Genomic DNA, 19,632 nt, shown 5'->3' with positions numbered 1-19,632 from the left:
TCACGAGGCGCGCTATGACCCGCGATATTGCCGTAAACCGTTATGGAAAATTGTCGATGACTTTGCATTGGCTGATGCTCGTGCTGTTTGTCGGCGTGTACGCGTGCATCGAGATCAAAGGCTTGCTGCCCCGTGGCAGCAACGCGCGAAGTCTGTTTCTAGGGTTGCACGGGGTGTTCGGCCTGAGCATCTTTGCGCTGGTATGGGTTCGCCTGTTAGGACGCCTCACGCCGCGCCCGCCCATCACGCCCGCGCCACCGACCTGGCAGACCGGCCTTGCGCACCTGATGCACCTGGCGCTGTATGGCCTGATGATCGCGACCCCGGTGCTGGCTTGGCTGATGCTGGCCGCCGGGGGCAAACCGATGCCGTATTTCGGCTTTTTCCTGCCGGCTCCCGTGACGGTGGATCCTGACCTGGCCAAGCAGTTGAAGTATTGGCATGAGCTGCTCGGCACCAGCGGTTACTGGTTGATCGGCCTGCATGCGGCGGCCGGTTTGTTCCATCATTATTGGGTGGGTGATGATACCCTTGCGCGGTTATTGCCGAGACGAAATCGATCTTGAAGGGAGAATGCTGCTTGGTAGCAAGCGGATTTCGCTTCACGTGTAAACGGACATCACAACAACAGGGAGCGTTGCAACATGAAAACCATGGATCGGGCTTTGCTGGGAGTGGGGTTACTTATTCCGCTCTGGCTGTTTTTGGGGGTTGCGCTGACTGCGCGAGCCTATCCGGGCTATAGCCATCTGGATCAAGCCATGAGCCAACTGGGTGCTCTGGGAGCGCCCACCCACGGCTTCTCTGCCTGGGTGAACAATTTTCCGCTGGGTGTGATGTTCGTGCTCTTCGCCATAGGCGTGGCGCGGCGGTTCAAGGCATCGCGGTTGGCCTTGATTAGCGCAGCACTGATTCTCGTCCATGGTTTGGCAAGCTTCGCGACCGGCTATTTTTCCTGCGATCAGGGCTGTGCGCCGGTTCAACCGTCGGTCTCGCAGCAGAACCACAATCTTGCGGGGTTGGTGATGTTCATCTCGCTTACCCTGGCGGGGGTATTGTGGACGCTTGTCGGCAAGCGGCTGCTGTCGTCCAGGTTCGCCATGTTCTCGGCGATCTGCGTCATCCTGGCCATCGTGACCGTTATGCTGATGGCGACGGCATTGGCCGACGGTCGCTTGTTCGGCCTGTACCAGCGGCTCAATTACGGGGTTTCGGTGATCTGGATTGCGTCGTTGGCGGTCGTTGCCTTACGCGATGAAGATAATCCAGGTGTTGCAGTGAGCGTCTGCTAACTGCACAGCTGTCACTCCCAGTCAGTTGAGCTGACAGGTTGCACTGGCGCGACAGCGGTTCCGGCGGCAACCTTGGCGACCACCGGCAACCTCGACGTGCAACCGTTAATAAAATCATCCCCTTCAGTGGGGCGGTGGCCCCGCCAGAAACTCGCTGACCAGCGAGGCAATCTGTTGCTGGATCACGTCACGTGGGCGAGCGCCGTCGCCATCCGCGCAAATCATGCCATCGCCTGGCGTGTTCTCTTCGATCAACGCCGCCCCGCCGGGTTTGCACTGCGCCATGAAACTGAAATGGCTGGCATCGCTGATCTCGACGTAGCGCGTCGACGCTGGGGGCAGGCGTTTGGCCAAGTTTGCCGACTCCATCTGCGCGGGAAGCTCCTTAGACGGCACACCCGCCGCAATCACCAGTGCCGGGACCGGCAGCGCCGCAAGGCTCGCATCGGTCAGCCCGCGTGACAGGCCCAGGTCCAATGAAACAACGGCGGTGACGCGTTTGTCGCTCAAATCAGCGCCCATCCGTGCCTTCGATTCTGCGCTGCCTTCGGGGTTCATCAGTTGGTAAACGGTGCAACTGGCCAACTTCGGGTGGGCCTGGCAGTCCTGGGCAAAACGGTTGGGATCGAAACGTGCGCCGGCGATTTCCAGGATGGTCCAGCCGCCAAGTGAATGGCCCACTGCTGCAATTCGAGGTTTTGCGACCACACCAAATTGTTCCGGCTGAGCCATGACCGCGTCGATGGCGCGGCTGAGGTCGGCGGGCCGCCGCCATAACTGCGCCGCGGCTTGAGGGCTGCGGTCCTGGCTGGTGGTGCCGGGGTGGTTGACCGCCGCGACGATGTAACCCTTATGGGCCAATGCACTGGCCAGCCACGTCTGGTTTCGCCAATTTCCCCCGTAACCGTGGGAGAGCACCACCAATGGATGCTCGCCAGCAGCCGGTGGTGCGTTGCGCACGGCCAGGGCACTGACAAACACCGGATTGTCGGCGATCAACTGCGGTGTGGCGGTGGTTGCACTGGGATACCAGACCACCATTTCCAGCGGGCGGTCATTATGCGGGTCTGGCAGCGTAGAAGCCTGGAAGCCGATAGGGCTATTGTCTGCGAATGCGCGGGTGGTCAGGCAGATCAGGAGCAGTGCGCCGAGAGCTGTTTTCAATATCGTGATCTTCCTTGATTGGATCGGTTCATCATCTTAACTCACGCGTCTCGGGTGGACCGAATGCGCTTGGCCGAAAGCACCCCGTCATCGCCCTGTAGGTAGCCTACAATCAGTAGTGAATTTCGTTCCGTCGCGCGCAGGACGACTTTTCACCCCAAGTCGCTTTCAGGACACGTTTAGTCGTCCACGTGCAATCGCCAACCCCCGGGAGTGGCAAGCTGTGAGGATGCCCCGGACCAGGTGCGCCAAAGACACCTGGCCGGAGAGCGAGAATGGCGATCGGATGTGCCACGCTACCGTGACGTGGGCCGGACGCCGCAGCCAAGACTCCGGACGGCTGCCGCTATAGCGGTAGCGTTCGAGATGCCGAGGTATTTTATGCCCGATGAGACGCTTCACCTGCCTCTGATTCACAGCGTATTGGCGCGCGAAAAGGACACCCCCGGTGCCTTGTTGCCGATTCTCCACGCCATCCAGGAAGGCTGCGGGTACGTCCCCGACGTCGCCGTCCCGGAAATCGCCCATGCCCTCAACCTCAGCCAGGCTGAAGTGCGCGGCGTAATCAGCTTCTACCATGACTTCCGCACCACGCCGCCCGCACGCCATACCCTGCGCCTGTGCCGGGCCGAGTCGTGTCAGAGCATGGGCGCCGAGCGCCTGGCTGCGCAGTTGCGCGAGCAACTGGCATTGGATGACCATGGCACCAGTGCCGATGGCAGCATCAGCTTGCGGCCGGTGTATTGCCTGGGCGCTTGCGTCTGCTCGCCAGCCCTGGAGCTGGACGGTGAGCTGCATGCCCGGCTCACGCCCGAACGCCTGCGCGAGCTGGTGAATGGCTGCATGGAGGATGGGGCATGCTGACGCTCTATATCCCTCGCGATTCGGTGGCCCGTGCCGTGGGCGCGGACAAGGTGGCCGTTGCGCTGGTGCGTGAGGCCGAACGTCGGCAACTGCCGCTGGACCTGCGCCGCACCTCTTCCCGTGGCCTCTATTGGCTGGAGCCGCTGGTGGAGCTGGAAAGCGCTGGCGTCCGGCTCGGTTTCGGTCCCGTTACGCCGCAAGACGTGCCAAGCCTGCTGGACGCCCTGATCGGCGATCCGGCCAGCCACCCGTTGGCCTTGGGGCCGGTGGAGGAAATTCCCTATCTCAAGAGTCAGCAGCGTCTGCTGTTCGCCCGCGCCGGCATTACCCAGCCGTTGTCCCTGGACGATTACCGAGCCCAGGGCGGCTTTCTGGGCCTGGCTCGGGCTATCCAGATGGACGGTGCGGAGGTGGTCGCCAGCGTGCTCGATTCCGGCCTGCGTGGCCGGGGCGGTGCGGCGTTCCCGGCGGGCATCAAGTGGCGCACCGTGCGCGATGCCGTGGGGCCACAGAAGTATGTGGTCTGTAATGCCGATGAGGGCGACTCCGGCACCTTCGCCGACCGCATGCTGATGGAAGGCGACCCCTTCCTGCTGATCGAAGGCATGATCATCGCCGGTATCGCCGTAGGCGCGACGATGGGTTACATCTACGTGCGTTCGGAATACCCGGACGCCATCAGTACTTTGAACGATGCCTTGCGCATCGCCCGTGACGCCGGTTATCTCGGCGCGAACGTGAGCGGTAGCGGCTGCGCCTTCGATATTGACGTTCGCGTGGGTGCCGGCGCCTATATCTGTGGCGAAGAAACCGCACTGCTCGAATCCCTCGAGGGCAAGCGCGGCACGGTTCGCGCCAAGCCACCGTTGCCCGCCATTCAAGGCCTGTTCGGGCTGCCTACGCTGGTTCACAACGTGGTGACCCTGGCCTCGGTGCCGGTGATCATGGAGAAGGGCGCGCAGTTCTACCGCGACTTCGGCATGGGTCGTTCCCTGGGCACGATGCCGTTCCAACTGGCCGGCAACGTCCGTCACGGCGGCCTGGTGGAGCGCGCTTTCGGCCTGAGCCTGCGCGAGTTGGTGGAAGGCTATGGTGGCGGAACCGCCAGCGGTCGACCGCTGAAAGCCGCGCAAGTCGGCGGACCGTTGGGTGCCTGGGTGCCTCCGGCGCAATTCGATACACCGCTGGACTACGAGGCGTTCGCCGCCATGGGCGCGATGCTCGGCCACGGTGGTGTGGTGGTCGCCGACGACACTCTGGACATGGCCCACATGGCCCGTTTCGCCTTTCAGTTCTGCGCCGAAGAGTCGTGCGGCAAGTGCACGCCCTGCCGGATAGGTTCTACCCGTGGCGTCGAAGCGGTGGACCGCTTGATGGCCAGCACCGACGCCGCTGCCCGTGAGGAACAGGTCCTGCTGCTCAAGGATCTCTGCGACACCCTGCAATACGGCTCGCTCTGTGCCCTCGGTGGGATGACTTCCTATCCGGTCGCCAGTGCCCTGAAGTATTTCCCCGCCGACTTCGGTCTGGCGACCACGGAGGCCGACCAATGATCAACATCTTCGACCCCAGCAGCGATATCGACCTCGGCACCCCGGCTCGTGAGAGCGACGTGCAGGTCAGCCTGACCATCGACGGGCGCGAAATCAGCGTCGCCTCCGGCACCTCGGTGATGCGCGCCGCAGCGTTGCTCGGCACCACCATCCCGAAACTCTGTGCCACCGACAGCCTGGAGGCGTTCGGCTCCTGCCGCATGTGCCTGGTGGAGATCGACGGCATGCGCGGCTATCCGGCCTCCTGCACCACGCCAGTGACCGAGGGCATGGTGGTGCGCACCCAGACCTCCAAGCTCGCCGATCTGCGGCGCAACGTGATGGAGCTGTACATCTCCGACCACCCGCTGGACTGCCTGACGTGCGCGGCCAACGGCAATTGCGAGTTGCAGACCGTGGCGGGGCAGGTGGGCCTTCGCGAAGTGCGCTACGGCTACGAAGGCGCCAATCACCTGGCTGAAGCCAAGGACGTTTCCAACCCCTATTTTGAATACGACCCGAGCAAGTGCATCGTCTGCAACCGTTGCGTGCGCGCTTGCGAGGAAATCCAGGGCACTTTCGCCCTGACCATCACCGGGCGCGGTTTCGACTCCCGTGTGGCAGCGGCCGGCGGTGACAATTTCCTCGACTCCGAATGCGTCTCCTGCGGCGCTTGCGTGCAGGCGTGCCCGACCGCGACGCTGATCGACAAGAGTGTCGTGCAGATCGGCCAGCCGGAGCGCAGCGTCATCACCACGTGTGCCTACTGCGGCGTGGGTTGTTCGTTCCGCGCCGAAATGAAAGGCGAGCAACTGGTGCGCATGGTCCCGGACAAAAACGGTCAGGCCAACCATGGCCACTCCTGCGTCAAGGGCCGTTTCGCCTGGGGCTACGCGACTCACCCGGACCGCATCACCAAGCCGATGATCCGCAAGCACATCAGCGACCCGTGGCAAGAAGTCAGCTGGGAAGAGGCGGTGACTTACGCCGCCAGCGAGCTGCGGCGCATCCAGCTGAAGTACGGACGCGACTCCATCGGCGGCATCACCTCCAGCCGTTGCACCAACGAAGAAACCTATCTGGTGCAGAAACTGGTGCGCACCGCGTTTGGCAACAACAACGTCGACACCTGTGCCCGCGTTTGCCATTCGCCGACCGGTTACGGCCTCAAGCAAACCCTCGGCGAATCTGCCGGTACCCAGAATTTCGACTCGGTGATGAAGGCCGACGTCATCCTGGTAATGGGCGCCAACCCCACCGATGCGCACCCGGTATTCGGCTCCCAGCTCAAGCGGCGCCTGCGTCAGGGCGCACGGCTGATTGTCATCGACCCGCGCCGTATCGACCTGGTGGATTCGCCCCACGCCCGCGCCGACTTGCACTTGCAACTGCGTCCGGGCACCAACGTGGCGATGCTCAACGCACTGGCCCATGTGATTGTCAGCGAAGGGCTGGTGGATCAGGCTTTCGTCGAGGAGCGCTGCGAGGTGGCGGACTTTGCGCGCTGGCGCGATTTCGTCAGCCTGGCGGAGAACTCTCCTGAAGTGCTCGGCCCGGTGTGCGGTGTGCCCGCCGAGCAGATACGCGCCGCTGCACGGCTCTACGCCACCGGCGGCAACGCGGCCATCTACTATGGCCTCGGTGTCACCGAGCACAGCCAGGGCAGTACCTCGGTGATGGGCATCGCCAACCTGGCAATGGTCACCGGCAACATCGGCCGCGAGGGTGTCGGGGTGAACCCGTTGCGCGGGCAGAACAACGTGCAGGGTTCCTGCGACATGGGCTCGTTCCCCCACGAGCTGCCGGGCTATCGGCACATTTCCAACGAAACGGTGCGCGCCCAGTTCGAACAGGCGTGGAACGTGACCTTGCAACCTGATCCGGGCCTGCGCATTCCGAACATGTTCGAGGCCGCCCTGGACGGCACTTTCAAGGCGCTGTATTGCCAGGGTGAGGACATTGCCCAAAGCGACCCCAACACCCAGCACGTGACTGCCGCCCTGAGCGCCATGGAGTGCGTGGTGGTGCAGGACATCTTCCTCAACGAGACGGCCAAGTTCGCCCACGTGTTCCTGCCGGGCAGCTCGTTCCTGGAGAAGGACGGCACCTTTACCAACGCCGAACGCCGCATCTCCCGGGTTCGCAAGGTCATGGACCCGTTGGCCGGCAAGGCCGACTGGGAAGCCACCATCGCCCTGGCCGATGCCTTGGGCTACAAGATGCACTACAACCACCCCTCGGAAATCATGGATGAAATCGCTAGCCTGACGCCGACGTTCAGCCGCGTCAGCTACGCCGAACTGGAGCGTCATGGCAGCCTGCAATGGCCGTGCAACGATGCTGCGCCGGACGGTACGCCGACCATGCACATCGATCAGTTCGTGCGCGGTAAAGGGCGCTTCATGCTCACCGGCTATGTGCCCACCGAAGAGAAGGTCAACAACCGCTATCCGCTGTTGCTGACCACCGGGCGCATCCTCAGCCAATACAACGTCGGCGCGCAGACCCGGCGTACCGACAACGTGGCCTGGCACGAGGAGGACCGGTTGGAGATTCACCCAACCGACGCCGAGAACCGCGGGATCGTCGACGAAGACTGGGTGGGTATCGGCAGTCGTGCCGGGCAGACGGTGCTGCGTGCGAAGGTGACCGAACGGGTGGCGCCGGGCGTGGTTTACACCACCTTCCACTTCCCTGAATCGGGTGCCAACGTGATTACCACCGACAACTCCGACTGGGCCACCAACTGCCCGGAATACAAGGTGACGGCGGTCGAGATCGTGCGAGTCAGCCAGCCTTCGGAATGGCAGAAACGCTACCAGGCGTTCAGTGATGAGCAAGGGCGTCTGCTGAGGGAACGTCGCCATGCCGAGAAAGCCGAGGTGCGTCGATGAGCTCTGAAAGCCTGATCAAAATGGCCAACCAGATCGCGCAGTACTTCGCCAGCGAACCGGACCACACACTGGCCGTCAATGGGGTACGGCAGCATATGAAGAGCTTCTGGACGCCGGGCATGCGCCGCGAGTTGATGGCTTGGCAGACAACACACCCTGACGCGGTCCTGCACCCACTGGTGCTGGCGGCGCTGACAGAGTCGCAAGTGAGTGCCTAGTGAGCCATGGGGGCACGCGCCCCCGTGGTGAGGAAGAGTGGCGGCTCAGGTGTCGGATTGATGAGCCGTCCACTGCTTCATCTCTTCAGCAATGAAGTGAGTCACCAGGTCGCTGTACATCTTTTCGATGACATCTGGGTTCAGGCCTTCGGCCTTAGCCCACTCGCGTCGTGTCCCGAGCATGGCCTTGAAACGCTCCGGAGCCTGCACTGCAGTCGCCGAGGTCTTGAATTTCGAGGCCGCCTGCACGTAGCCAAGGCGCTTGCCCAACAGCTTGATAATGGCCAGGTCGAGGGCATCGACTTCGCGCCGGATATCCTCCATGCCTGCGCATTCCGAGGGTTGCAACGGAGGGTGGGTTTCCATGTAGGTCACTCCTTGTGGAAGAGGAACGGCCCAGTTTGAGCCGATCCTCTGCTATGGATTAGAAACTCCACTCTTCAGCGTAAACGACTCGGCAGAAGGGGCCAGCCAGGGTTGTATTGTGATGGGCGATGATCATTTCTGCCGTCAATTCAGAGGTGTCGGCGCAAGTATGGCCGTCGGCGATCAACACCGCATCGAAACCCAAGTCCCGGGCCGCACGGCAGGTGCTGTCGACACAATACTGGGTCTTCATGCCGGTGATAACCACGCCTTCTGCGCCACAGGCTTTCAAGCGATTGGCCAGGTCTGTCATGGCAAAAGCGTTGGGGCGGCTTTTTTCGAAGATGACCTCGTCGCCTTCCAGTCGTAGCTCTTGCACCAATTGCGTCAACGGACTCCCTGGTTCGATGGGCGAGCCAGGTGGGCCGACGTGGCGCGCCAGGAAAATCGGTGCTCCAGCCCTCCGGGCCTTGAGCAGCAAGCCATTCAAAGTGTCCAGCAGCGCTTCGCCGGCCCAGGGTTTTTCCGGGCCATGAAACAACCCGACCTGCATATCGAGAATCAACAGAGCATGCATCGTGCTTTCCTTGCGTTTGGGCCAGTGACACAAGGGCAAAAGAAAAGGCCCTTACCATCACTGGCGGGCCTTTGGGATACGTGTGTTATTGGCTCACGACACCTCACGACCCGCCTTGGCGGTCGTGGTCGTGGTGGTCGAGGCAAACTGTGGCAGGTTCATGGTGCTGACACTAACGTCCGGCCGTCAGGTTTGGCAAGTGGGTATGTCAGCTTGCTTGCGAAAGCGGTCCGTCAGTTTGCGCAGATGTTGGTTCTGCCGCCGCCATCGCGAGCAAGCTCGCTCCCACAATGGGTCAGCAACCAATCAACAAAAACCTGCGTCTCAGCCACCGCATCCCCGGAAACCCCGTAGTAATAGCGGGCTAACGGCAGACGCAACGACGGCAGTGGACAGGTCAGGCGCCCGTTGGACAAATCCCTGCCCAGCAGCGAAGCCGGACACAACGCCACGCCCAGGCCATCGACGGCGGCTTGCAGCACGAGGTGCATGTGATCGAATTGCAGCGGCGGCAGGTTGTTCAATGGATCGATCCCCGCGTGCTCCACCCAATCTTGCCAATCGCTGCTGCGTGTCCTGCCCGACAACAAGGTGTGCCGGGCCAGGTCGTGGACGTTTTCCAATGGCATGCTTTGCAGCAACGACGGTGCGGCGACCAGCAGCAGGTCGTCTTCCAGCAACACCGTGGGCTGTACATAGGGCGACCAGCCGGCGTGCCCGCGACGGATGACCACGTCGAACGGTTCCCGTGATGGATCGGGAGGCCGCGTGCTGGTGGCGACGTCAGGCTTGATGTCCGGATGGCGCGCCATGAAATCGGGCAACCGTGGGATCAGCCAACGCACCGCGAAGGAGGGGCGTACGTTAATGGTCACTCTGCGCTGGGCAGCACTGCGAGTCAGTGCGGTGGCGGCGTTGGCGATCTGGGTCAGTGCCTCGCTGACCTGCTCGTAGAAAATCCGACCGGCAGGAGTGAGCAAGGACTGGCGGGTTCGACGTTCGAACAGCGGCACGCCCAAGCGCTCTTCGAGCAACTTTACGTGCCGGCTGACGGCACTGTGGCTGACGTGCAGCTCCTCGGCTGCGCGGCTGAAACTCTGGTGGCGAGCGGCAGCGGCGAAGGCGCGGACGGCGTTCAACGGGGGGAGGTTGGCAATCATGTGTCTAATTTAGTCACATATGAGGTGCAATTAAAGCGTTTGTCAGCGTTGGGGGGCCACGTCAATCTGCAGGCCGAATCAATGCGCCCTTCAATGTGGAGTGATTAATGGCCAGTTACGGACTTTTTCTGATTCTGGCGACCCTGACGGTGCTCAGCCCGGGCCCCGGCGTGGTGCTGACGATCTCCAATGCCTTGCGTCATGGCTGGAACGGTGCGCTGCCGGGCATCTTCGGGATCGCCTTGGGCGCTTTTATCGTGGCGGGCATTTGCGCCAGTAGCCTGGGATTGATCCTGGCCGCCTCGGCAACAGCCTTCACGCTGCTCAAATACATCGGTGCCCTGTACTTGTTGTACCTGGGCATCAAGATGTGGCGTACCCAGCGTTTTATTCCCGAACTCAACGCCACGTCGCCGCGTCCTTGGCGACGATTTATCGAAGCGTTGTCAATCCAGTTGCTCAACCCCAAGGCGGGGTTCTTCTTCCTGGCTGTCTTTCCCCAGTTCATCAGGCCGGCGGGTGACTACTACAGCCAGTTCTTCTTGCTGGTGTCGTCCTACAGTTTGCTCGTGGTCTTGGTGCATTCCGGTTATGCCCTGACGGCCCAAGCCGCAAGAGGCTGGCTCTCCACTAACAAGGGCGCGAGGATTGTCGGCAAGCTGTCGGGTATCACCTTCCTCGGATTTGGCGTGCTGATGGCTTCTGCCAGCAAGTGACGCATACAAGTCAACGCCGTCCCGTGCGCGTACTCACATCCACCCAAACCGCCAACACCAGAATGCTGCCTTTGACGATCATCTGCCAATAGCTGTCGACGTCGAGCATGGACATGCCGTTGTCCAGGCTGGTGATGACCAGCGCGCCGAGGAGTGCGCCGTAGACGGTGCCGGAGCCGCCGCGCATGGAGGTGCCGCCGATGAAGCAGGCGGCGATGGCATCGAGTTCGCCCATGTTGCCGGCCGAGGGCGAGCCGGCGGCCAGGCGCGCGGTGTTGACCATGCCGGCGAGGGCGCACATCACGCCCATGATGCCAAAGATCCACAGTTTCACCGCTTGCACGTTGATGCCCGACAGGCGCGTGGCTTCCATGTTGCTGCCCACCGAGTAGACGCGGCGGCCGAACACGGTCTGGCTGGTGACGTAGCTGAACACCCCCAGCAGGACCAACAAGAGCAGCACCGGCACCGGGATGCCGTCGTAGCTGTTGAGGGTATAGACGAAGCCGGCCAGCACCGCGCCGATCAGCACCACGCGCAATACGTCACGCACCAGTGAATGCGCCGCCAGGCCATGCAGGGCACGATTGCGCCGCTGTTTCCAGGTCAGGAACAGGGTCAAGGCGAACAGCAGCACACCCAGCCCGGTCCCGACTGTGTGCGGCAAATAACCCTGGCCGACGTAGACCAGCTCCGGCGATACCGGGGCAATGGTGGTGCCGCCGGTCACCCCCAGCAGAATGCCGCGAAAGGCGAGCATGCCGCCCAGGCCGACAATGAACGACGGGATACGCAGGTAGGCGGTCATGTAGCCGTTGCCCAAGCCAATCACCAAACCGCACAAGGCGACCAGGCTCAGGTTCGCCAGCAACGGGATGTGATAGACCACGTCGAGAATCGCCGCCAGGCCACCGAGCAGCCCAAGCAATGAACCCACCGACAAATCGATCTCGCCGCTGATGATCACCAGCACCATGCCGCAGGCCAGGATCCCGGTGATGGACATCTGCCGCAGCAGGTTGGAGAGGTTGCGCGGGGTCAGGAACCCGCCGTCGGTCTGCCAGCTGAAGAACAGCCAGATCACCGCCACGGCGATCACCAGGGCGAGCATTTTGTAGCGGCTGAAGAGTTGTTTGACCTGATTCATCTACGCGGACTTCCGATCATTATTGTTATGGCCATCGGGCTGGCTGAGTGCGGCGGCGAGCACCTGTTCCTGGGTGAGTTCGTGGTTGATGAAGTCGCCGCGCAACTGGCCTTCGCCGATCACCAGCACGCGGTCGGATACCCCCAGCACTTCGGCCAGTTCCGAGGAGACCATGATGATCGACACGCCTTCGGCCGCCAGCGCGCCCATCAGCTTGTAGATTTCATATTTGGCGCCGACATCCACGCCGCGGGTCGGCTCGTCGAGGATCAACACGCGGGGTTTGGTCAGCAGCATCTTCGCCAGCACGGCTTTTTGCTGGTTGCCGCCGGAAAGGCTGGTGATCGGCAGGAACGGGCTCGCGGTCTTGAGGTGCATGCGCGAGATTTCCTTGTCGATGCTGCCCAGTTCGGCTTCGGCGTCGATCCGAGTCATTTTCGAGTAGTTGTCCAGCACGGCCAGGGTGATGTTCTGGCCAACTCCCAGGTCCGGAATGATGCCTTGGCGCTTGCGGTCCTCAGGGACCATGCACAGGCCGGCGCGGATCGACTTGAGCGGTGTGCGCGTATCGACCTGTTGGCCGTTGAGCCAGACTTCGCCTTCGTAGCGGCCGGGATAGGCGCCGAACAGTGCCGACACTAGCTCGGTGCGACCGGCGCCGACCAGCCCGGCGATGCCGAGGATTTCCCCGCGCTTGAGAGAGAAGGAAATGTCGTCGACCCGTTTGCGCTTGGGGTTGTCGACGTCGTAGCAGGTGACGTGGCGCGCCTCGAATATCACCTCGCCGATGTCATGGGGTTCGGTGGGGTAGAGGTTGCTCATTTCCCGTCCGACCATCTGGGTGATGATCTTCGGAATATCCATCTCGGTCATGGCGGTGGTGGCGATGTGTTTGCCATCGCGGATCACCGAAATGGTGTCGCACACGGCGGCCACTTCATCGAGCTTGTGGGAGATGTACACGCAGGCAACGCCCTTGGCCTTGAGGTCGCGGATGATGTCCAGCAGCACCTCGATTTCCGAACGGGTCAGGGCCGAGGAGGGCTCATCGAGGATCAGCAGCCGCGCTTGCTTGTTCAGCGCCTTGGCAATTTCCACCAGTTGCTGGTAGCCACCACCGTACTGGGAAACCGGTAGCGAGACGTTCATGTCCGGCACTTTGAGTTCACGCATCAGGGCCTCGGCGCGGTGGATCATCGCCGGGTAGTTCATGCGCCCGCCGGGCAGCGTCAGCTCGTGGCCCATGAAGATGTTTTCGGCGACCGACAGGTCGGGGACCAGGGTCAGTTCCTGGTGAATGATGACGATCCCGGCGGCTTCGGTTTCGCTGATGGACTGCGCCTTGAGCGGCTGGCCGTCCCAGAGGATTTCACCGTCCCAGGTGCCGTAGGGGTAGACCGCCGAGAGGACTTTCATCAGCGTGGATTTACCGGCGCCGTTCTCGCCGCACAGGCCGACGCATTCACCCGGCCGGACCTTGATGTCGATGCCGTTCAGGGCTTTGACACCGCTGAAGGTTTTGACGATGCCATTCATTTGCAGCAGGTAATCGGACATGGCGAGGGCTCATAGAAAAGGGCTCACACATAAGCAGGTGGGGATGGCCGGGGGCCAGGCGCACCCTAATGCCAGAGTCAGGCAAAGTCCCTGTGGGAGCGGGCTTGCTCGCGAAAGCGGTGCATCAGTCTGCATTGATGTTGACTGACCCACCGCTTTCGCGAGCAAGCCCGCTCCTACAGAAATCACTGCCCGGCGATCTGCGCCTTGGTGTAGAACCCATCCTTTTCCAGCAAGTCGATGTTGTCCTTGGTCAGCGGTGTCGGGGTGAGCAGGATGGTGTCGACTTTTTTGCTGCCATTGTCGTATTGCGAGCTGTAGCTGGGTTTCTCGTTACGCGCCAGTTGCACCGAGAGCTTGGCGGCTTCCGAGGCGATCAGTTTCAGCGGCTTGTAGACCGTCATGGTCTGGGTGCCATCGATCACCCGCTTGACCGCTGCCAGGTCGGCGTCCTGCCCCGAGATCGGCACCTTACCGGCCATTTTCTGCGCCGCCAGGGCCTGGATCGCGCCGCCAGCGGTGGCATCGTTGGAGGCGACGATGCCATCGATTTTGTTGTCGTTGCGGGTCAGGGCGTTTTCAACGATGCTCAGGGCTTCGGTGGGGTTCCATTCCTTCACCCACTGTTGACCGACAATCTTGATATCACCCTTGTCGATGGCCGGTTGCAGCACCTTCATCTGGCCTTCGCGCAGGACCTTGGCGTTGTTGTCCGTTGGCGCGCCACCGAGCAAGAAGTAGTTGCCCTTGGGCGCCGCTTTCAACACGCCACTGGCCTGCATCTCGCCGACTTTTTCGTTATCGAAGGAGATGTAGGCGTCGATGTCGGCATTGAGGATCAGGCGGTCATAGGACACCACCTTGATCCCGGCCTTCTTGGCTTCGGCGACGGCGTTGGTCAGCACGGTGGCGTTGAACGGCACGATGACGATCACATCGACGCCACGGGAAATGAGGTTTTCGATCTGGGATATCTGCTTCTGCTCGTTGGCGTCGGCCGACTGCACGAAGACCTTGGCGTCGAGTTTTTCCGCTGCGGCGACGAAGTAGTCACGGTCCCGCGACCAGCGTTCCAGACGCAGGTCATCGATGGAAAAACCGATCTTGGGGTGGGCCGCATCGGCCATGACCGGCAGCGAGAGCAGGGCCAGGGCGCCGGCGAGTAACGTGCGTTGTAGCTTTTTCATGGTGGTGCGTCCTTTTATTGTTGTTTGAAAGACACTGCCTGACGATGAGCGTGGTGCGGATAGAACTGTAGAGACTCACCGGGCGCCGCGTGCAGAGATTTGTCGCGAGAATGTAACAGCCTCTGCGTTGCGGACGCCGCCTGTTGTCAGGGGTAGATAAACCGGTTGACCACGTTTTCCAGCATCTCCTGTCGACCGCTGACAGCCTGGGGATTGAGTTCGTTATTGAAGGCATGCTCAGCCAGTGACGCGAGGCTGAACTCACCCGCCAGCACTGCCTGGCCGAATGGCTGCTGCCAGCCGGCGTAGCGTTGGTCCTTGAATTGCTGCAGTTGATCGTTCTGCACCATGGTCGCCGCGCGTTCCAGGGCCAGGGCGAGGACGTCCATGGCGGCGACGTGGCCGTGGAACAGGTCGACGTCGTCGACGCTCTGGCGGCGGACCTTGGAGTCGAAGTTGAACCCACCGTTAGTGAAACCGCCGGCCTTGAGGATCTCGTAGGTGGCCAGGGTCATTTCCTCGACGCTATTGGGGAACTGGTCGGTGTCCCAGCCGTTCTGCGGATCGCCACGGTTGGCGTCGATGCTGCCGAAGATCCCCAGCGACACCGCCGTGGCGATCTCGTGATGGAAGCTGTGCCCGGCCAGGGTCGCGTGGTTGGCCTCGATGTTGACCTTGATCTCGTTCTCCAGGCCGTACTGTTGCAGGAAGCCGAACACCGTGGCGCTGTCGTAATCGTATTGGTGCTTGGTCGGCTCCTGGGGCTTGGGCTCGATCAGCAGGTCGCCCTTGAAGCCGATCTTGTGCTTGTGCTCGACCACCATTTGCATGAAGCGGCCCAGTTGTTCGCGCTCGCGCTTCAAGTCGGTGTTGAGCAGGGTTTCGTAACCTTCGCGACCGCCCCACAACACGTAATTGGAGCCTTTGAGCCGTTGGGTGGCGTTCATGGCGCTGAACACCTGGGCGGCGGCACAGGCGAACACTTCCGGGTCCGGGTTACTGGCGGCGCCGGCGGCAAAACGCGGGTTGCTGAAACAGTTGGCGGTGCCCCACAACAGCTTGATCCCGGCCTGCTCCTGATGGCGCTCCAGGTGGTCGACCATCTGGGCGAAGTTGTTACGGTAGTCCTTCAGCGAATTGCCTTCCGGGGCGACATCGGTGTCGTGGAAGCAGTAGTAGTCGATGCCCAGTTTGGAGAAGAACTCGAAAGCCGCTTCGGCCTTGCCGATGGCCAACTCCAGCGGATCCCCGCTGCGCTGCCACGGGCGCTTGAAGGTGCCGGCGCCGAACACATCGGAGCCCGGCCAGACGAAGGTATGCCAGTAACAAACCGCCATGCGCAGGTGCTCGCGCATGGGTTTGCCGAGCACCAGCTTGTCGGCATCGTAGTGGCGGAAGGCGAGGGACGAGGCGCTGGCGGCGCCTTCATAGCGAATCTTGTCGACACCGGGGAAGTACGGCATGGGCGATTTCCTTTTTATTCTTGGCGGTGTCTCGATACTAACGCCGGGCCTGTGGCTGCTGATTATGAAAATCACCAACAGGTCGTTCGATTTTGAGTATTGAGATTCGTTGATTGCGCGCCTAGTCTGTGTTCACTGGTCCAGGGTAAAAACAATGAAAACCGTCCCGCCCGTCCACCGCATTGCACTGTTGTTCAACGGCAGCAAGATCTACGACCGCGGCATCATCAGCGGTATCGGCAATTACCTGAGCAGCACCCGCGCGTCCTGGGATTTGTTCCTCGAGGAGGATTTTCTCTGTCGCTTGAAAGGGATCGAGCGCTGGCAGGGCGACGGGATCATTGCCGACTTCGACGACCCGCTGATTGGCGAGGCGCTGGCCGGGATCAAGTTGCCGGTGGTGGCGGTGGGCGGGTCTTATCAGGATGCCCGCGCGTACCCCAAGGGCATTCCCTATGTCGCCACTGACAATGATGCGCTGATGAAATTGGCCTACGAGCACCTGATCGAGGCCGGCTTGACACGCTTTGCCTGCTTCAGCCTGCCGGAAGCACAAACCAATCGCTGGGCCCAGGAACGGGAAAAAGCTTTTCGCCGACTGCTGCAGCGCGATGGTCTGCACGTCGAGGTCTATCGCGGCATGGGCACCAGCGCGCCGCTGTGGGACAGTGCCGTCGAACAACAGATCGCCTGGCTGCAAAGCCTGCCCAAACCCATCGGCATCATCGCCGTCAGCGACGCGCGCGCTAGGCAACTGCTGCAAGCCTGCCTGACCGCCGGCATCGCCGTGCCCGAGCAGGTGGCGTTGATCGGCATCGACAACGACCCGCTGACCCGCAGCCTGACGCGAGTGCCGCTGAGTTCGGTAATCCAAGGCACCGAAACCATGGGCCGCACCGCCGCGCGCCTGCTTCATCAAATGCTGCACGGCATGCCGTCCACGGGTACACAGGTGCTGATTCCCCCCGATGCGATCAACGTGCAAGCCTCGAGCCTGCATCAACCGTTGGGCAATCCCTATGTCATGCAGGCGCTGCTGTTCATCCGCCAATACGCCTGCCAGGGCATCAAGACTGCCCAGGTGGCGGCCTATGTGGGAGTGTCGCGATCATCGCTGGAATCGCACTTTCGCAAGGAACGGGGCTGCAGCGTCCACGACGAGATCCTGCGCTTCAAACTGGCGGCGGCCGCCAGCGGACTGGAAAACACTGATTCGCCAATTGCCGACATTGCGCAGAATTGCGGCTTCAAGTCGGCGCAGTACCTGCACACAGTGTTCCGCCGCGAATTTGGCTGCACGCCTCGGGAATATCAGCAGGGCGCTAACGCAGCGACTTACTGACCCACCGCCCTTGTGGCGAGGGGATTTATCCCCGTTGTGTGGGAGCACGCTTGGTGGGAGCAAAGCTTGCTCGCGATTGAGTCGGCACACTCAACATGGATGCAAGCAGCCCCACCGCCATCGCGAGCAAGCTCAGCTCCCACAGGGGGGGGTGTACGCAGGATTTGCGACCAGCCTGGAGCCAGTGTGGGAGCCGAGCTTGCTCGCGATAACGACAGCACTTTCAACATGGATGTAAGCAGCCCCACCGCCATCGCGAGCAAGCTCGCTCCCACAGGGGGTTGTGGCGTACGCAGGATCTGCGAACAGCCTGGAACCAGTGTGGGAGCCGAGCTTGCTCGCGATGACGGCAGCACATTCAACATGGATGCAAACAGACCCACTGCCATCGCGTTCAGCCTTGTTCCAACAGTGGGATAAATCCCTCGCCAAACAGTTCTGTGTTGGCTTAAATGTCCGGCATTAGGGCTTGTGCCTTTTGGGCTGCGGCGACGGCGCTGGCTCATCGACTTATTAGGGAAGCATTGAATGGCGTTCAGGGTGTTGGTGGTCGGTGGGTATGGCAATTTCGGCAGCATTGTTTGCAGGCATTTGGCGGTGATGCCAGGTATAGAGCTGGTGCTCTCGGGCCGTGATCCCAAGAAGTTGCTGCGCAAAGTCGCTGAGTTGAACACCCAATCGGGCACGGTCTGCGACAGCTGGTGCGGCGATGCCATGGGGCCTGAGTTCAAATCCGTGCTGGGCTCGATGAACATTCAGTTGGTCATCCACACCGGCGGGCCGTTTCAGGGGCAATCCTATGCAGTGGCTGAGAGTTGTATCGACGCGGGCGTGAACTACTGTGACCTGTCCGATTCCAGGGCCTTCGTCACTGGCATTGGCGCTCTCGATGCCCGGGCAAAACAGGCGGGCGTGGCGATCCTCAGTGGTTGCAGTTCAGTGCCGACGCTATCGGCCGCGATCATCGATCAGCAGCGCTATCGCTTTAAACGCATCGACTCGATCGAACATGGTATTTCCTCTTCGGCCAAGATGCCCGGACTGTCCACCGTCGAAGGCGTCCTGGCCTACGCCGGCAAGCCGATCAAGCAGCTCAGGAACGGCCAGGTGCATGAGGTGTTGGGCTGGCAGGATCTTGAACTGCGCAAAATGCAGCACATGGGCACTCGGCTGCTGGCCAATGTCGACGTGCCGGACATGGATATCTTTGCCGGCCGCTATGGCGCCCAGACCCTGAGTTTCAAGGCCGGTTCAGGCCTTAAGCTCGGCGGCGTGGCCAACTACCTGCTGGCCCAGGCACTGCGCAAAGGCATCGTCCGTGACCATGCCCCCTGGGCCGCAAGGCTTCATCGCTGGGGGCTGTGGTTCGAGCGATTCGGCGATGGCAAAAGCGCGATGTACATCGATGTCCGAGGCATCGGGCTTGAAGGAAAACCGTTGTTCATGACGGCGCAGCTCACGGCCTTGAATGACAAGGGCCCGGAAATCCCCAGCTGCGCTGCCGTTGCCTTGGCTGCGAAACTCGCCCAGGGCTACTTGCCCGCACCCGGTGCCCGCGCGTGCGTCGGCGAAATCACCGTCGACGAATACATGGCCGCGATCAACGATCCGGAAAACCTGAGCCTGTCCGTGCACTTTTCTGACGAGCAGGGCTGACCATGCTCTATCTGTGCCTGAAATACATCCACGTCATCGCCGCTGTTTTCCTGTTCGGATTCGGCATGGGCTCCTACCTGTACCTGATCGCCGCCGGCCGCACGGCCAACCCTCAAGTGATCGCGCACGTGGCCAGGGCGGTCGTACGGTTCGACACCTGGATTACCACGCCGGCCGGCTTTATTCAGATCATCACGGGCTACCTGCTGCTGACGCTCGCCGGGCTTCCCCTGACCACCGAATGGGTGATGACCTCGCTGATCATCTTCCTGTGCGTGGGGGCGCTTTGGCTGCCGGTATTGGTGCTGCAGAAGCGGTTGTTCGTGCTGGCGTCAAGCGCGGTCGAAACTGGAAAAACGCTCGATGATCAGTACCTTCCCGTGTACAGAAAATGGTTCTGGTTGGGTATCTGCGGATTTTCGGGGATGTTTGTGATCGTGATGATCATGGTGACCAAGATGACGCCATGGCGATTGGTTGGGTTGTTGGCGTAGGAG

At 61.6% G+C, this 19,632-nt stretch carries 18 protein-coding genes; 10 read left to right on the top strand and 8 right to left on the bottom strand.

Going from position 1 to position 19,632, the window contains the following annotated elements; translation table 11 throughout:
* Window positions 1-14 precede the first annotated feature (14 nt).
* Together ACWNZ1_RS12975 and ACWNZ1_RS12970 are read left to right on the top strand one after the other, a co-directional pair.
* Complete coding sequence (locus tag ACWNZ1_RS12975) at window positions 15-566, top strand: cytochrome b (protein ID WP_135845789.1); 552 nt, start codon at window positions 15-17, stop codon at window positions 564-566.
* A gap of 78 nt (window positions 567-644) precedes the next feature.
* Window positions 645-1,292, top strand: a complete 648-nt coding sequence (locus ACWNZ1_RS12970) for a DUF998 domain-containing protein (RefSeq protein ID WP_256453248.1) — start codon at window positions 645-647, stop codon at window positions 1,290-1,292.
* 123 nt (window positions 1,293-1,415) lie between these two features.
* Here ACWNZ1_RS12970 and ACWNZ1_RS12965 read toward each other — a convergent pair whose 3' ends face one another.
* Window positions 1,416-2,456, bottom strand: a complete 1,041-nt coding sequence (locus ACWNZ1_RS12965) for an alpha/beta hydrolase family protein (protein ID WP_256453247.1) — start codon at window positions 2,454-2,456, stop codon at window positions 1,416-1,418.
* Between the two features lie 381 nt (window positions 2,457-2,837).
* On the opposite strand from ACWNZ1_RS12965, the gene ACWNZ1_RS12960 reads away from it, so the two are divergent.
* From ACWNZ1_RS12960 to ACWNZ1_RS12945, 4 genes are read left to right on the top strand one after another with little or no spacing between them, the layout of a single operon-like run.
* Window positions 2,838-3,320, top strand: coding sequence for a formate dehydrogenase subunit gamma (locus ACWNZ1_RS12960; RefSeq protein WP_135845786.1), 483 nt, complete (start codon window positions 2,838-2,840; stop codon window positions 3,318-3,320).
* Window positions 3,314-4,873, top strand: a complete 1,560-nt coding sequence (locus ACWNZ1_RS12955; protein WP_265072116.1) for a formate dehydrogenase beta subunit — start codon at window positions 3,314-3,316, stop codon at window positions 4,871-4,873. The genes ACWNZ1_RS12960 and ACWNZ1_RS12955 overlap by 7 nt, the downstream gene beginning before the upstream one ends.
* Complete coding sequence (gene fdhF / locus ACWNZ1_RS12950) at window positions 4,870-7,746, top strand: formate dehydrogenase subunit alpha (protein WP_256453246.1); 2,877 nt, start codon at window positions 4,870-4,872, stop codon at window positions 7,744-7,746. Before ACWNZ1_RS12955 ends, fdhF begins: the two co-directional genes overlap by 4 nt.
* Window positions 7,743-7,964, top strand: a complete 222-nt coding sequence (locus ACWNZ1_RS12945) for a formate dehydrogenase subunit delta (protein ID WP_135845783.1) — start codon at window positions 7,743-7,745, stop codon at window positions 7,962-7,964. The genes fdhF and ACWNZ1_RS12945 overlap by 4 nt, the downstream gene beginning before the upstream one ends.
* 45 nt (window positions 7,965-8,009) lie before the next feature.
* Here ACWNZ1_RS12945 and ACWNZ1_RS12940 read toward each other — a convergent pair whose 3' ends face one another.
* The 3 genes from ACWNZ1_RS12940 to gcvA form a co-directional block, all read right to left on the bottom strand.
* A complete protein-coding gene (locus tag ACWNZ1_RS12940) occupies window positions 8,010-8,330 on the bottom strand; it encodes an isochorismate lyase (protein WP_456027680.1) in 321 nt (106 codons plus the stop codon).
* Between the two features lie 58 nt (window positions 8,331-8,388).
* The gene (locus ACWNZ1_RS12935; RefSeq protein ID WP_256453245.1) at window positions 8,389-8,907 is read right to left on the bottom strand and encodes an isochorismatase family protein; all 519 of its coding nucleotides are present in this window, start codon (window positions 8,905-8,907) and stop codon (window positions 8,389-8,391) included.
* 233 nt (window positions 8,908-9,140) lie between these two features.
* On the bottom strand, window positions 9,141-10,067 hold the full coding sequence (gene gcvA, locus ACWNZ1_RS12930) for a transcriptional regulator GcvA (protein ID WP_135845780.1): 927 nt from the start codon (window positions 10,065-10,067) through the stop codon (window positions 9,141-9,143).
* 107 nt (window positions 10,068-10,174) lie between these two features.
* On the opposite strand from gcvA, the gene ACWNZ1_RS12925 reads away from it, so the two are divergent.
* Window positions 10,175-10,783 carry a LysE family translocator gene (locus ACWNZ1_RS12925; RefSeq protein WP_135845779.1) on the top strand — a complete coding sequence of 203 codons (609 nt, stop codon included), beginning with the start codon at window positions 10,175-10,177 and terminating at the stop codon, window positions 10,781-10,783.
* Between the two features lie 10 nt (window positions 10,784-10,793).
* Here the strand turns inward: ACWNZ1_RS12925 and ACWNZ1_RS12920 are convergent, their stop codons facing one another.
* From ACWNZ1_RS12920 to xylA, 4 genes are all read right to left on the bottom strand, one after another.
* A complete protein-coding gene (locus ACWNZ1_RS12920) occupies window positions 10,794-11,930 on the bottom strand; it encodes a sugar ABC transporter permease (RefSeq protein WP_135845778.1) in 1,137 nt (378 codons plus the stop codon).
* Complete coding sequence (gene xylG / locus ACWNZ1_RS12915) at window positions 11,931-13,487, bottom strand: D-xylose ABC transporter ATP-binding protein (RefSeq protein WP_135845777.1); 1,557 nt, start codon at window positions 13,485-13,487, stop codon at window positions 11,931-11,933.
* 185 nt (window positions 13,488-13,672) lie between these two features.
* Window positions 13,673-14,674, bottom strand: a complete 1,002-nt coding sequence (gene xylF, locus ACWNZ1_RS12910) for a D-xylose ABC transporter substrate-binding protein (protein ID WP_456027679.1) — start codon at window positions 14,672-14,674, stop codon at window positions 13,673-13,675.
* Between the two features lie 146 nt (window positions 14,675-14,820).
* Window positions 14,821-16,137 carry a xylose isomerase gene (gene xylA / locus ACWNZ1_RS12905; RefSeq protein WP_456027678.1) on the bottom strand — a complete coding sequence of 439 codons (1,317 nt, stop codon included), beginning with the start codon at window positions 16,135-16,137 and terminating at the stop codon, window positions 14,821-14,823.
* Window positions 16,138-16,291: 154 nt separating this feature from the next.
* Between xylA and ACWNZ1_RS12900 the strand changes: the two genes are divergently transcribed.
* The 3 genes from ACWNZ1_RS12900 (at window position 16,292) to ACWNZ1_RS12890 (ending at window position 19,629) form a co-directional block, all read left to right on the top strand.
* Window positions 16,292-17,479 (top strand): XylR family transcriptional regulator, encoded by a 1,188-nt coding sequence (locus tag ACWNZ1_RS12900; protein ID WP_456027677.1) that lies wholly within the window; start codon window positions 16,292-16,294, stop codon window positions 17,477-17,479.
* Between the two features lie 528 nt (window positions 17,480-18,007).
* Entirely contained in the window at window positions 18,008-19,135 is a 1,128-nt protein-coding gene (locus ACWNZ1_RS12895) for a saccharopine dehydrogenase family protein (protein ID WP_456027676.1), read from the top strand.
* Between the two features lie 2 nt (window positions 19,136-19,137).
* The gene (locus ACWNZ1_RS12890) at window positions 19,138-19,629 is read left to right on the top strand and encodes a DUF2269 family protein (RefSeq protein WP_456027675.1); all 492 of its coding nucleotides are present in this window, start codon (window positions 19,138-19,140) and stop codon (window positions 19,627-19,629) included.
* The last annotated feature ends 3 nt before the right edge of the window (window positions 19,630-19,632 follow it).

The sequence above is a fragment of the Pseudomonas sp. CFBP 5748 genome, from assembly GCF_053850495.1.
Note: the sequence above shows the minus strand (reverse complement) of the source record. Positions and strands in the feature narration are given on the sequence as shown.

What these genes read in the sequence shown, in the direction of transcription:
- ACWNZ1_RS12975 (WP_135845789.1), top strand. Translation starts at nt 15, where the DNA reads ATGACCCGCGATATTGCCGTAAACCGTTATGGAAAATTGTCGATGACT.
- ACWNZ1_RS12970 (WP_256453248.1), top strand. Translation starts at nt 645, where the DNA reads ATGAAAACCATGGATCGGGCTTTGCTGGGAGTGGGGTTACTTATTCCG.
- ACWNZ1_RS12960 (WP_135845786.1), top strand. Translation starts at nt 2,838, where the DNA reads ATGCCCGATGAGACGCTTCACCTGCCTCTGATTCACAGCGTATTGGCG.
- ACWNZ1_RS12955 (WP_265072116.1), top strand. Translation starts at nt 3,314, where the DNA reads ATGCTGACGCTCTATATCCCTCGCGATTCGGTGGCCCGTGCCGTGGGC.
- fdhF (WP_256453246.1), top strand. Translation starts at nt 4,870, where the DNA reads ATGATCAACATCTTCGACCCCAGCAGCGATATCGACCTCGGCACCCCG.
- ACWNZ1_RS12945 (WP_135845783.1), top strand. Translation starts at nt 7,743, where the DNA reads ATGAGCTCTGAAAGCCTGATCAAAATGGCCAACCAGATCGCGCAGTAC.
- ACWNZ1_RS12940 (WP_456027680.1), bottom strand. Translation starts at nt 8,330, where the DNA reads ATGGAAACCCACCCTCCGTTGCAACCCTCGGAATGCGCAGGCATGGAG.
- ACWNZ1_RS12935 (WP_256453245.1), bottom strand. Translation starts at nt 8,907, where the DNA reads ATGCATGCTCTGTTGATTCTCGATATGCAGGTCGGGTTGTTTCATGGC.
- gcvA (WP_135845780.1), bottom strand. Translation starts at nt 10,067, where the DNA reads ATGATTGCCAACCTCCCCCCGTTGAACGCCGTCCGCGCCTTCGCCGCT.
- ACWNZ1_RS12925 (WP_135845779.1), top strand. Translation starts at nt 10,175, where the DNA reads ATGGCCAGTTACGGACTTTTTCTGATTCTGGCGACCCTGACGGTGCTC.
- ACWNZ1_RS12920 (WP_135845778.1), bottom strand. Translation starts at nt 11,930, where the DNA reads ATGAATCAGGTCAAACAACTCTTCAGCCGCTACAAAATGCTCGCCCTG.
- xylG (WP_135845777.1), bottom strand. Translation starts at nt 13,487, where the DNA reads ATGTCCGATTACCTGCTGCAAATGAATGGCATCGTCAAAACCTTCAGC.
- xylF (WP_456027679.1), bottom strand. Translation starts at nt 14,674, where the DNA reads ATGAAAAAGCTACAACGCACGTTACTCGCCGGCGCCCTGGCCCTGCTC.
- xylA (WP_456027678.1), bottom strand. Translation starts at nt 16,137, where the DNA reads ATGCCGTACTTCCCCGGTGTCGACAAGATTCGCTATGAAGGCGCCGCC.
- ACWNZ1_RS12900 (WP_456027677.1), top strand. Translation starts at nt 16,292, where the DNA reads ATGAAAACCGTCCCGCCCGTCCACCGCATTGCACTGTTGTTCAACGGC.
- ACWNZ1_RS12895 (WP_456027676.1), top strand. Translation starts at nt 18,008, where the DNA reads ATGGCGTTCAGGGTGTTGGTGGTCGGTGGGTATGGCAATTTCGGCAGC.
- ACWNZ1_RS12890 (WP_456027675.1), top strand. Translation starts at nt 19,138, where the DNA reads ATGCTCTATCTGTGCCTGAAATACATCCACGTCATCGCCGCTGTTTTC.